Source organism: Anaeroglomus insulsum (genome assembly GCF_050689095.1).
Taxonomy (GTDB): domain Bacteria; phylum Planctomycetota; class Phycisphaerae; order Sedimentisphaerales; family Anaerohalosphaeraceae; genus Anaeroglomus; species Anaeroglomus insulsum.
Genome location: NZ_JBOGCL010000018.1, coordinates 1 through 12,664, shown reverse-complemented (window position 1 = coordinate 12,664; position 12,664 = coordinate 1). Strand labels below are relative to the sequence as shown.

The following is a 12,664-nucleotide window of genomic DNA, read 5'->3' as shown; positions in this document are numbered from 1 at the left end:
GCGACGAAACGGAAAAATTAAGGCAGTCTACAGTGGCAGACTTAAATTCCAATATCGAAACCAACGCAACGGCACCCGCAAAGGTGACTGGTGATGCCGGTTCGGTGGAGCAGCATCCGCTGCCCGACCAGATTGCGGCAGATAAGTATTTAAAGTCCCAGCAGGCCGCAAAATCTGCCGGTCTGGGTATTAAACTCACCAAACTGGGTGCTCCGGGGAGCGTGTAATGTTTGGTTTTGGCAAAAAGAAATCTCAGGCAACGACCATCTCGGATACCAAGCCGCAGCGGTTTGGCATCCGCGCACGCTTCGATGCCGCCCAAAACTCCACCGACAACGCCAAGCACTGGGCGATGGCAGACCCGTTTAGTCCCGACCTGGCGGCAAGCCCGCAGGTGCGTGCCACGCTTCGCAACCGTGCCCGCTATGAGGTCGCTAATAACAGTTACGCCAAGGGGATGGTTTTAACCCTGGCCAACGATTGTGTCGGAACCGGGCCACGGCTGCAGATGCTTTTGCCCGATGATGCGGCCAATAAGGTTATCGAACAGATGTTTAAGGACTGGGCCGATGAAATTTCGCTTGCGGCGAAGTTAAGAACCGCTCGCATGGCCCGCGTGGTCGATGGCGAGACATTCTGCATCAAGACCTACAATCCCATGCTGCGGTCACCTATCAAGCTGGACCTTAAACTCGTTGAGGCCGAGCAGGTGACAACCCCCTGGGAAAAGCAGTCCATCACATCGCCCAATCAAGCTGATGGAATCGAGTTTGATGCTTTTGGCAATCGGCTCCTGTATTACATCCTCAAGCAACACCCGTATTCTGCCAGTCAATTTTATGATGCCGGATACGACATCGTTGCCGCACAAAACGTCATGCATCTGTATCGTGTGGATCGTGCCGGTCAAAATCGCGGCATTCCGGAGATTACCCCGGCACTGCCGCTGTTTGCACAGCTCCGCCGATATACCCTGGCGGTCATTGCGGCCGCAGAGACCGCCGCTGATTTTGCAGCGGTGCTCTATACCGATGCACCGGCCAATGCAGAATCGGCTAATATTGCCCCGCTGGATGTGGTGGAACTGGAAAAACGCATGGCCACCACGCTGCCGGAGGGTTGGAAACTCGGCCAAATCGAGGCCAATCAGCCCATCACGACCTATGCGGAGTTCGTGAGGTCTATCCTCAATGAGATTGCACGCTGTATGAATCTTCCTTTGGGTGTGGCCATTGGCAATAGCTCTCAATACAACTATGCCAGCGGTCGTCTCGATTACCAGATGTACGGCAAAACCATCGATGTCGATAGAAGTGACATTGAACTGACGATACTCGACCCGATTTTGATGCAATGGCTGGATATGGCCATTTTGGCCGGTTCACCTTTACCGTTGTCCATTCGGTCCATTCAATCCTTTCCGCACAAGTGGTTCTGGGATGGCCGCGAACACGTCGACCCAGCCAAGGAATCCAATGCCCAGGAGACACGCCTGCGCAGTAATACCACCACTCTGGCAGAAGAGTATGCCAAACAAGGTAAAGACTGGCGTCAGGAACTGGACCAGAGGGCTATTGAGGTTGCCTACTGCAGGCAAAAAGGTCTGACTTTGGAAGAGACTGTCCCCAATAAAAAAACAACACCTATGGAGCAAGAGGATGACAACGATTAATTTTACCTGTCAGGGTATGCAGCTTTCTATCGAGGCCGCAAAGCCCGAAGCCAAAAACCGCACCTTCAATATGGTCGCCTATACGGGCGGTCCGATGCGTGTGGCCGGATGGTATGACCCGGTAGTGGTGGATTTAAGCGGTCTTGCCATCAGCGCCCAGGCCAAACCGATTTTCTTTGGGCACGAGCAAGATTTAGATTCACTGGTCGGTCAGACTAATTCCATTAAGGTTGCTGACGGTCAATTGCTTGCGACAGGGGATATTCTGGGCGAATCGGACCGTGTTAAACAAATCCTCACCCTGGCCGACAAAGGTTTTAAATGGCAGGCCAGCATTGGTGCCCGGGCTGAAAAAAGCGAACGCCTGTCTGAAGACCAGACCGCTAAAGTCAACGGCCGTCAGGTCACAGGACCAGCGATGATTATCCGCAAGGCCACCCTGGGGGAAATCAGTTTTGTCATGTTAGGGGCCGACGACCAAACCTCGGCCCAGATAGCCGCTAATAAACACCTTTTACAGGAGATACTCGACATGCCTAAAGATGACGTTAAACCAACTCAGGAAGTAGCAGCCGCTGCTGCAGCCCAAGTGCCCGATGTTACTGCCGAAATTCGCGCCAAAGCCGCTGCGGAACTGACTCGCATTGCCGATGTTCGCAAGGCCGCCGCCGGGAATGCCGACATCGAGGCCAAGGCCGTTGCCGAGGGCTGGACTGTGGATAAGACCAAGCTGGCGGTTCTGGAGGCCAATCTGGCCAAGGCGCCTGCGGTCCATACGGAGGTGCGGCTGGATGCCAAGATGATTGAGGCCGCAGCGTGCCTGTCGGCCAAGATGCCAGAACAGACCGTTCTGAAAGCCTACGGCGAACAGGCCACCAATCAGGCGGAAAAATACCGCAATATCGGCATCCATGACCTGTTTCGGCTGATTGCCCGAGCGGAAGGCCGGGAACTGCCGCAGATTATGGGGGATGCCAACGGCTTTATTCGTGCGGCCTTCAGCACAGTCAGCCTGCCCAATATCCTAAGCAACATCGCCAACAAGATGATGCTGGAAGCCTATCTCAATCAGGAGAACTCCTGGCGTAAGGTGGTCAAGATTGCCAGTGTCAATGACTTTAAGACCCACAGCCGTTTCCGCCTGACGGATAATCTGATTTTCCAGAAGGTCGGCGCTGATGGCGAACTTAAACACGGCAAACTGGGCGAGCAGGTCTTTACCAACAAGGCCGACACCAGCGGCATCATGTTCAGTCTCAATCGCCAGACCATCATCAACGATGACCTGGGTGCCTTTGCCCAGATTCCGACGATGCTGGGCATCGGCGCTGCCGATGCGATTTCCGATGCGATTTGGACATTGATTTTATCCAACCCCGGCAACTTCTTCTCGGCAGGCAATAACAACTATGCTGCCGGGGCAAACACGGTGTTGTCGGTCGATTCCCTGACGGCCGCCGAGCTGTTGTTTTTGAATCAGACCAAACCCAACGGCAAACCCCTGGGGATTCTGCCCCGGTATCTGCTGGTGCCCAACGCCCTGAAGGTCACGGCCAATTTACTGATGACCAGTATCAAGCTCAACGAAGCGGCCACGGCCGGGTCTCCCAAGCCCCAGGACAACCCTCATGCCGGAAAGTATGAGGTGGTGTCGAGTTCCTGGCTGTCCAATGCGACCATCCCAGGTTTTAGTTCCATCGCCTGGTATTTGTTTGCAGACCCGGCGCGTCTGGCGGCCTTTGAAGTGGCGTTCCTCAACGGTAATGAAAATCCCACCGTTGAACAGGCCGAGGCTGACTTCAACACGCTGGGCATTCAATTCCGGGGCTATATCGACTTTGGCGTCAAGGAACAGGATTACCGTGCCGCCGTCAAGATGAAGGGTATGGCGTAAGCGATTTACAAAAAAGAACCTCTTTTGGGAGAATAAACTATGGCGATTAATGATGTCAAAACAGTATTTGTTCAGGATGGCAACAGCATTGACTATACGCCATCTGTGGCTGTCTCTGCGGGTGATATTGTGTCTCTGGGCAATGTGGCGGGCAATGCCGCCTCCATGATCGGCATCGCCAAATCCGACATCCCGGCTAATACCTTGGGCGCCCTTGCCATTAAGGGCGTTTTTGAGTTCCCGACAGCAACGGCCCTGGCAACCGTGGGCACAAAGGTCTATCTGTCGGCGGCTGGGCTGGTGACCACGACTAACACCGAAACACCCTTGGGCAGAACCGTGGCGCCTTCGACCGACGGCAATACGAGGGTCAAGGTGGCTATCAACGTACCCTAAAAATCCTCAATGTTTCCTTGTGTGGGCCAGGCGGACTGCTGGTATCTGCCTGGCCCTTCTAAGGAATATTTTTATGACCAACATGCTCAAAACCGGATTGGATTATCTGGCCCAACAGCTTAAAGCCCACGCTTCTGAATCTGTGGTCTATAGCCGTGGGACCAATACAGTCACACTCGCTGCGGTCCTTGGAAAGACGGTGCTGGAGCTTCAGGATGAATCGGGCTTTGCGGTGGGAGCAGAAACTATCGACTTTATTTTCTGTTCTCAGGATTTGGTACTCAACCAGCAGAAGGTCACTCCGCTGGCCGGTGACCGAATTACGACCGGCCGGGCAGTTTATGAGGTGCACCATATCGCTCATGAGGGCTGCTGGAAGTACAGCGACCCGTTTGGAAAGCAAATACGAGTCCATGTTAAAGAGGTAGGTACAGTATGACTATTACTCCAAAGATAATCATAACGGCCATTCCATTCTTGCTGCTGGCGACCGATACCCAGACTTCAATCGAGTCGGTGGGCGGATTAGCGGGACAGTTCTTAAAATACGGCGAACTGGGCTTGTGCTTTGCCCTGGTAGCGTATCTGGTCTACAGCAATTATTGTTTGATGGCCTCGCTGAATCGCCTGATGCAGGACAAAACCCGCCAGGAAGAGCGGCTGATAGCAGCGATTCATACCTTCTGTTCGGTCTGCCGGGAGCGGCCGTGCCTGTTGGATGCCAACGCCTTTAAGACCGAAAATCCCGATAGTATCGCTCAGAGCAATCCGGAGGCAATCCATGAATAAAATAACTGCTCTGGTTTGGATATTGCTCCTTCCGGCGACTTGCCTGGGTTGGCTGCGCTCGGATTTAAACCAAGATGGAATTGTGGATTTACAAGATTTTGCGATAGTCAGTGAGGAATGGCTTATGTCCAATCGAAACTGTTTAAAGTTAGTCGGCCACGATGTGACAATTCCGCAGACGCCCGCGGTACAGCTGGGTTCGGGTGATTTTACGATGATGGCTTTCATCAAGCCCGAAATCGGTGTCAATGGGATTGGCATCTACACCTGGAATTATGGACCGCCGGGGATTGATTTTTATCATGCCGATGGGAAGTTGGTATTTTCAGCATGGGGATGGCCTGATGATGGCAATGGCATCTGTGGGCCGTCGTATGCAATGGAACTGACAGGGGCATGGATGCATATTGCCGTAGTCGCTAATCACACCCTGGGCACGTGTGTGCTGTGGGTCAATGGCAATCAGGTTGCATCCGCTCCTATCAATCACAGCGATATCACTCCGGTTCCCGGTGCACTAATCCGATTGGGTCAGGGTGGGGGTAAGTATTTTTATGGACTGATAGATGATTTTCGAATTTATAAGAAGGCACTGACAGTTTGGGAGGTTTTGAATATCTACAATGATGAAAAAGGGCGCAAGTACCATCCTTCACAGACACCCGTTTCCGGAGCGGCATCCCTGGTGTTTGAATTTGACGAGACATCGGGGGACACCTGCTATGACACCATCAACCGTGTTTCAATCTCCCTGTATGATAGCTGCGGCCATCCGACGTTTAAAACCAGGATTGCAGGCGGCGTTCCTTTTACCGAGGAAGTCTATATCCCTCAGAACCTGACGGGCCTGTTCCTTGCCGACGAGGTCGCAGAGGCGCTGAATACAGAAATCTATGCCGCCTCATTTACGGCCGCAAGGCATCTAATGCCTTTCTATGAACTTAAAGACCTGGCCCAACTAAAAGTAACCGTTGCCCCCAGGACCGTCGAAATCGTCCCCCATGACCGGAACAATAGCCTGACCACCTGCGATATTGATATCGCTATACAAAAGGCGGTCGCTAGCCCGGACGACCTTGAGGTGTCGCAGCTTGCCGATTTGGTGATGGCCATTGCCAAATCGTTTCGACACAAGATTTTACCCTGCGGCGCTGCGTGCAGCAAACAGACGGTGGACCCGATTTATTCAGCGGACCACATGCAGTCGCCGCCGGTCTTCACCAGTGTCATCACATTGAGTTTCAAGTGGGTGTCTTAATTGGAGAATAGTATGCCTTTGCCCTTAGAAAAATCCTATGTCGCTCCCAATGCGATTTATGCCCCGCAGATTCTGCTGCAGTCGGCTATCGTCAACGGTCAATTGATGACCTCAGCCCACATCACCCTGCAAACAGCCAGAGTCATCGAAAAAGGCGTTTGGGAAATCGCCCCCGGCCGCTCGGAAACGGTGGTGATTAACGATATCCTGAATCTCCCTGACGACCTGTCAAGTCAGGCCAAGCGTGTCCAGGACATCTACGGGGCTATCGTTGAATTGATTGGTCAAGTGAACTCCACACGGAAGGTCTTGTAAATGACAGTTTGGTTTGCACAATCCTCCAACGGCAATATCAGCGATGCCAACAAGTGGGGCAATGCACCGACTTCCCCCACGGCGTATCTGACATTTAGTGCGCTGGCCGCAGGCGATATCCTGCAGCTCAATGGAATGACCGGTATCAATGTTGATGTCTCGTTTGCCTGTGCCAGGGTCTCCTCGGCACAAGAAGGCGGACTTGGGACATCCACAGGCAATCTTGTTATCAGCAGCGGTTCAATCACCATCGGAACCAGCGAGATTAGGACCGAAATCAAACCCGGTACTTCATTTCCGCTGGTGATTAGCGGAGGTACGGTGGTCATTCATGGCGACTTAAATGCCGGAGGTGTTTTTGTTCCATTTGGATGTATCACTCTGTCGGGAGACAGCACATCCCTGACCGTCAACGGAAAAGTGACGGGCGGTTCAACGTCGAATGGTTATACCATTTCCAAGACAGGAAACGGCACACTCATCGTCAATAACATCGGCAGTGATGCGATTTATGTATCGGCTTCAGGCAGGCCCATCTATGTCAATGGCGGTGGCGGCACCATCACCATCAACGGCAATATCAACGGCTCTGGACCGGCCCACGGCATTTACGCCGTCAACGGCACCACGGCCAATTTTATCATCAATGGCAATATCTATGGCAATTATGGCGGCGGGATTTCCGTCGCTTCATCGGCTGGTGCAGGTGCAACGCTTCAAATCAACGGCAATATCACCGGCGGTGCCGCTTCATCCTGTACCCTGGCGGCTGTCGCTGTGGGGGCTTATGTCTCTGCAACCATTTACGGCAATGTGACCGGCGGTAATTGCACGGCGGCGTATGGATTGACCACGGCTCAAAATTCACGACCGGTCTATATTTATGGCAATCTGATCGCTTCGGCTTATGCCTCGGCCATCATGGCCTTTTGGGGGGCGCTGGTGTATGTCCAGGGCAGTCTTTACGATTCGCCCACGGCCTCTGCGTACTATGGCGGCATGAGAATCAATATGCCCAACACCGCCTCTATTCACAGGGTTTACGATTGGGATGGAAACGCCATCAATCTGCCCCTGCAGCTGCCCGATTACGACGTGAAAAAAGGCATGATCCACGGGGAGGTCGTCGGGACATTGCCGCCGGCCAGTGCATTTCGACGGCCAGGACGATTTGTATGAGAGGATAAACTATGACCCATGCACACCATTCCGGATGGCAATTACTCAGGTCGGCTGCGGCAGTTGATAGTCCTGCTATCAATGCCGCGACGATGGATAGTAAGCCATCTTACGCACAACCTATCGGCGCTGACACCATTAAAGGAATCGAACTGATTCTGGCTGGAATCGGCAATGAGGATGGAACCGTACAGACCAAGGTCTGGATGGGCAAGCGCGACTGCGGTCCGGCCCGCCTTGCGGCCATTATCACCTGGACCCTGGGCACCATGGCCGTCAATAAAGACCCGCAGACCCAGCAGCCGACGGCGCTTCAGTTCTATGCCGACACGGCCGTTGTGACATCCTATTGGCCAACAGACGTTAAAACACCCAACAGCGGTAACAATATGCTCTGTGTCGTCAGCTTAGACGGCCTGGACTATGACTGGATTGCTGTTGAGGTCACTGCGATGACTAACGTTCAACGGGCGGATGTCTTTATGGGGTATTTCGCATGAACGCTGCCGGATTGAACCAATCCTTAGTCAAGGTCAAGGCGTTATTTTTTGACCGCCAGGCGGTAATCCGCTGTGTGGATAAGGCCATCCTGAAAAACCTCAATTACATCGGCGGCTATATCAAGCGTGTGGCCAAAAACTCCATCAAGAAGGCCAGTGCCCGTCATGCCGTCAGTACGGTGGGCAAACCGCCCTTAAGTCACACGGGGCTTTTGAAACAGCATATTTATTATGCGTTTGACCCGCAGGCACAATCGGTCGTTGTAGGTCCGGCCCTGTTGAATGCCAAGGGCAAGAACGCCCCGCACAACCTCGAATATGGTGGCCGAACCCATGTCAATCACAAGAAAGTCTCTATCCGGCCGCGGCCCTATATGCGTCCGGCAATGGAAAAGAGCCAGAGCAAAATAGCGGATATTTGGAAAAACAGTGTCAAAAAAGACCCTTAAGGGTCATAAATGCACGCGAGGATAGTTCAGATGATAATTTTCAAAACATTTCTCCGCGGTGAAACGGGAAATGTCAACTAAGAGCAATAACTAAGAAAGGCAGGTAATTTTATGGCCGATTTTGTACTTGGAATCAACGCCAAGATGTATTACGGCATCAACGATGCCGCCGTGTCTTCAATGACCGAGGCCTCCAATGTCAAGGAAGTTACTGTCTCGGTCTCTGCCGGGGAGGCCGATGTTTCCACCCGGGCCAATAACGGATGGAAGGCAACCGCTCCCACGTTACGAGAGTGTGAAGTGTCGTTTCAGATGATCCACAAGACCAGTGATGCCTTTTTTACGGCGATTAAAAATGCTGCCTTAACCAGCGGCACATTGTGTCTTGCGGCACTGACGGGTGAAAAAGCAACCTCTGGCTCTTCCGGTATCCATGGGAATTTTGCCATCACCAAATTCGACCGCAAGGAAGGTCTGGAAGAGGCCATCACCTATGATGTGACGGCAAAACTGTCTAAATTCATCGCCTGGGTCGATGTGGCTTAAATATTTAGGAGAGAACATGAAAACATTTACCGATAATGCCGGGAAGGTCTGGACGCTGGCGTTAACCATTGACAGCGCCAAGCGTGTTAAGAGTCTCTTGGGTGTCAATCTCTTAGAACCGGAAGCGGGCGAGCCGCCGCTGTTGACCCGGCTTGGCACCGATGAAATCCTGCTGTGTGATGTGTTGTATTGTCTGATTAAACCGCAGGCTGATGCCTTGGGGGTTACCGATGAGATGTTCGGTCAAGCCTTAGGCGGCGAGGCAATCTTAGCAGCGCAGAATGCCTTCTATGATGAGCTTGTGGATTTTTTCCAGAAGCGGGGTCGGACCGACCGGGCCAGGGCAGCACAGACACAGCAGAAGATGATCCATCTGGCCATCGAGCAAATCACGAACAACCTGGCCAAAATCGACCCGGTCCAGAAAACCGCCGAGATATTTGGAGAAGTGTCTATCTCTTAGCAGGCTATATCGGCGTTGACCCCGCGCCATTGACGCTGCGAGAGCTGTGGTGGATGTCGGAAGCGATTGAGTTTCGTGACCGGATGGAATGGAATCGGGTCTCGGCGTTGATGTCTTTATTGTGCAATATCAACCGTGACCCCAAGCGCGGCAAGGTATCGATACCGGCTGATTTTAATCCCTATGCCCAAAAAGAAGGAAAAGCAAAACAGCGTGAAAACGTCATTGAGGTCAAAGATGAAGAGTCAAAAGCCATGTTTAAAGCCGCTGTTACAGGAAAGACTATTGTGAGGTGATTATGGCGGGTAATTCAGGTGCCATTCGAGCAGGAGCTGCATTTGTCGAGATATTTGCCGACAAAAACGCCTTGATGCGCGGCCTTAAAAGCGCTGAGCAAAGTATCAAAAAATGGGGTCACAGTATCTCCAGCTTCGGCAAAAAGATGATGGGACTGGGTACGGCCATTGTCGCTCCCCTGATGGCAGCCGCCACCAAGACAAGCGAGTTCCTCCATGACCTCGAAGAGATGTCGGTCGTAACAGGCATCGCCGCAGAAAGCCTCTATGCCTTGAGCTATGCCGCAGACCAAAACGGGGTCAGCATGCAGGGGCTTGTTAAATCCATGATCTTTATGCATAAAAATCTCTTTGCCATGCAAAAAGGCACCAAATCTGCCGTGGAGGCATTTGGCAGACTGGGATTATCGGCTAAAGATTTAGCCGGTAAAACTCCGGACGAACAGTTCCTAATCATTGCAGACCGCATTGCATCAATCAAAGACCCGACACAGCGTGCCGCACTGGCACTGAAGGTCTTTGGACGGTCAGGAGCCATGCTGCTTCCGCTACTAAGCCAGGGCAGCGGCGCCATTCGTGCCTATCAAGATGAATTGAAACGTCTGGGAGTAACTGTCTCCGGTGAAGATATTGGGGCCGCGGCGGGATTTTATAAGGAAGTCAAAAAGCTCTGGTGGATTATAAAAAACGGCTTGATTCAATCCATTGGTTCAGCACTGATTCCGATGCTAAAACAATGGGCCGAGAAAATGGTTGAATGCGTCGGCGCTGCCACACGCTGGATTAAAGAAAACCGGGGCGTGGTCAATACGGTCTTTTGGCTGGGTATCGCCCTGACTACAGCCGGGGGCGCCTTTTATGCCTTCGGAACAGCGATGATATGGGTCAGCAAGGTTGTCGGTCTGGTACACGCAGGATTTGCCGTGATACGTTCTGTCCTGCTGTGGCTGGTGTCTCCGATTGGGATGGTCATTGCCGCTGTCACTGCGGCCGTATCGGCATTTTTGTATTTTAGCGGTTATGGCAGCCAACTGATCACCTGGCTGGGTCAGTGCTTCCAGACCCTCAAAGACGATGCAATCAATGCCTTTAATGGCATATCCAAGGCCCTGGCCAAAGGTGACCTGGGGCTTGCCGCCAGGATTGCATGGCTGTTTGTGAAACTCGAATGGCTCAAGGCCAAGCAGTGGCTCCTTGAAATCTGGTATTCGGTCAAAGAAACGATGCTGGAAGTCTGGCTTGCCGCCGTGTACGGCATTGTGGATGCCTGGTTTACAGCGGTATATAGCATTCAAGCGGCATGGATTGAGACCGTCGCATTCCTTAAATCCGTCTGGATCGGTTTTCAATCATTTTGGGGCAACACCATCGATTGGGTTGCCAAAAAGATGATGGATGTGTGGATATGGTGGCAAAAGCTCATGGACCCCAACTTCGATGAGAAGTTTGCCAGGACTTATGCCAATGACCAGTTTGGCCGGGATAAAAGAAATCGCACTGAACAGACTAATAAAGACCTTCTGGCGGTTGACCAAGAGCGGGCAAAACGCCGCCGCGACTTGCGGTCCATGTATGATGACCAGATGAAGACCTCCGAACAGATGCAGCAGTACCAAATCCAGCGGGCTAACGACCTGGCCCGACAAAACATCAAAAGCGTCGGGGATGAACTGGCCAAAACCAAACGCCAGTTCGATGAATCGATTCAAAAGGCCAACGAACCCGCTCAGCCCAGGTCTAAAAAACCACCGGCCCCCAGTAGTAATTGGGGTCCCAGCGGTCTGGATAAGGCATCCACTACCGGAACCTTCAGTGCCTTTGGCCTCAATCAGATGGGCGTTGGCAGCGGCCTGATGCAGAAAATATCCGACTATACCCAGCGCACCGCAGAGGCCACCGAAGAAATCGCCGACCAGATGGCCGAAGGCGGCCTGGAGTTTGGGAACTAAGCAGGCACGGCCTGCTTTTATGCCGCGAGTTGTCACAGGGTTTCGATACCCGATAGAGCCGCGGCGAACCGGAAATTATAACTTGGAGAAACATATCGTATGGCCATTACCGTCGCAGAACGCTGGTCAGCCCGAAAGATAAGCCGAGGTACAAACAAATGTGCCTCAGTGGAATATGTCATTGCCGGAACGGATGATGATGGTGCCGCCGCTGACGCCCTTGATTCATTTATTACCAGCAACAGTCTTGAGTCCTGGGATGGCATACCCCTACAGACTAAAGAACTGGAACAAATTGCCGACCAGATATGGATTGCCACGGTCACCTATTCTTTTGATAGACAACAGGACCAGAACCTCAGCGAATATAGTTTTGACACCGGCGGCGGGACACAAAAGATTACCCAGACCCCATCGGGACTGGCGGTCACAGCTTACGGCATTAATCCGCCCAATTTCCAGGGGGCTATCAATGTTGATGATAATTCCGTCAACGGTGTGGATATTATTGTCCCAACGTATAATTTCAGCGAGACCCGCTATGTCTCAAGCAGCACCGTGACCGAAAGCTACAAACTGGCCTTATTTAACCTGACCGGCAAGGTCAACCATGCCACCTGGCATGGCTATGCCGCCGGCGAGGTCTTATTTATGGGGGTTTCCGGCGGTAAACACGGCAAGACCGGCGTCTATGAATTGTGTTTTAAGTTTGCCGCAAGCCCCAATAAAACCGGTATTACCATTGGCGGTATCTCCGGCATTGCCAAGAAGGGATGGGAGTATCTCTGGGTCCGCTATGAGAAAAATACCAGCAACGATTCATTAGTCCAGGTCCCCAAGGCCGTGTATGTGCATCAAGTGTACGAATCAGGCGACTTTGCCGATGTCTTGGGGTTTTAATCGTGGATGGAAGTAATACATTTAAAAAAGTGCGTGATGGCGAGAAGCTGCGGATTCC

General features: G+C 52.4%; 16 protein-coding genes. All 16 read left to right on the top strand.

The features are described 5' to 3' along the window. The first annotated feature begins 32 nt into the window (after positions 1-32). Complete coding sequence (locus ACQ9LF_RS12845; RefSeq protein WP_462489816.1) at positions 33-227, top strand: hypothetical protein; 195 nt, start codon at positions 33-35, stop codon at positions 225-227. Then, positions 227-1,672, top strand: a complete 1,446-nt coding sequence (locus tag ACQ9LF_RS12840; RefSeq protein ID WP_462489815.1) for a phage portal protein — start codon at positions 227-229, stop codon at positions 1,670-1,672. The genes ACQ9LF_RS12845 and ACQ9LF_RS12840 overlap by 1 nt, the downstream gene beginning before the upstream one ends. Beyond that, on the top strand, positions 1,659-3,566 hold the full coding sequence (locus ACQ9LF_RS12835) for a phage major capsid protein (protein WP_462489814.1): 1,908 nt from the start codon (positions 1,659-1,661) through the stop codon (positions 3,564-3,566). Before ACQ9LF_RS12840 ends, ACQ9LF_RS12835 begins: the two co-directional genes overlap by 14 nt. 39 nt (positions 3,567-3,605) lie before the next feature. Further along, positions 3,606-3,962: a capsid cement protein gene (locus tag ACQ9LF_RS12830; protein ID WP_462489813.1), complete on the top strand. Its 357-nt coding sequence runs from the start codon at positions 3,606-3,608 to the stop codon at positions 3,960-3,962. Between the two features lie 73 nt (positions 3,963-4,035). Beyond that, positions 4,036-4,401 carry a hypothetical protein gene (locus ACQ9LF_RS12825; protein WP_462489812.1) on the top strand — a complete coding sequence of 122 codons (366 nt, stop codon included), beginning with the start codon at positions 4,036-4,038 and terminating at the stop codon, positions 4,399-4,401. After that, complete coding sequence (locus tag ACQ9LF_RS12820; protein ID WP_462489811.1) at positions 4,398-4,751, top strand: hypothetical protein; 354 nt, start codon at positions 4,398-4,400, stop codon at positions 4,749-4,751. The genes ACQ9LF_RS12825 and ACQ9LF_RS12820 overlap by 4 nt, the downstream gene beginning before the upstream one ends. Before the next feature lie 124 nt (positions 4,752-4,875). Next, entirely contained in the window at positions 4,876-6,009 is a 1,134-nt protein-coding gene (locus tag ACQ9LF_RS12815) for a LamG domain-containing protein (protein WP_462489810.1), read from the top strand. Between the two features lie 12 nt (positions 6,010-6,021). Beyond that, a complete protein-coding gene (locus tag ACQ9LF_RS12810) occupies positions 6,022-6,324 on the top strand; it encodes a hypothetical protein (RefSeq protein WP_462489809.1) in 303 nt (100 codons plus the stop codon). Continuing rightward, positions 6,325-7,503 carry a hypothetical protein gene (locus ACQ9LF_RS12805; RefSeq protein WP_462489808.1) on the top strand — a complete coding sequence of 393 codons (1,179 nt, stop codon included), beginning with the start codon at positions 6,325-6,327 and terminating at the stop codon, positions 7,501-7,503. It begins immediately after the preceding gene. A gap of 11 nt (positions 7,504-7,514) precedes the next feature. Then, a complete protein-coding gene (locus ACQ9LF_RS12800; protein ID WP_462489807.1) occupies positions 7,515-8,003 on the top strand; it encodes a hypothetical protein in 489 nt (162 codons plus the stop codon). Beyond that, entirely contained in the window at positions 8,000-8,452 is a 453-nt protein-coding gene (locus ACQ9LF_RS12795; RefSeq protein ID WP_462489806.1) for a hypothetical protein, read from the top strand. Before ACQ9LF_RS12800 ends, ACQ9LF_RS12795 begins: the two co-directional genes overlap by 4 nt. A gap of 111 nt (positions 8,453-8,563) precedes the next feature. After that, positions 8,564-8,998, top strand: coding sequence for a phage tail tube protein (locus ACQ9LF_RS12790; protein ID WP_462489805.1), 435 nt, complete (start codon positions 8,564-8,566; stop codon positions 8,996-8,998). Positions 8,999-9,014: 16 nt separating this feature from the next. Beyond that, entirely contained in the window at positions 9,015-9,461 is a 447-nt protein-coding gene (locus ACQ9LF_RS12785) for a hypothetical protein (RefSeq protein ID WP_462489804.1), read from the top strand. Positions 9,462-9,514: 53 nt separating this feature from the next. Then, positions 9,515-9,757, top strand: coding sequence for a hypothetical protein (locus tag ACQ9LF_RS12780; RefSeq protein ID WP_462489803.1), 243 nt, complete (start codon positions 9,515-9,517; stop codon positions 9,755-9,757). Positions 9,758-9,759: 2 nt separating this feature from the next. After that, positions 9,760-11,706 (top strand): hypothetical protein, encoded by a 1,947-nt coding sequence (locus ACQ9LF_RS12775; protein ID WP_462489802.1) that lies wholly within the window; start codon positions 9,760-9,762, stop codon positions 11,704-11,706. Between the two features lie 99 nt (positions 11,707-11,805). Next, complete coding sequence (locus ACQ9LF_RS12770) at positions 11,806-12,606, top strand: hypothetical protein (RefSeq protein ID WP_462489801.1); 801 nt, start codon at positions 11,806-11,808, stop codon at positions 12,604-12,606. Positions 12,607-12,664 lie beyond the last annotated feature (58 nt).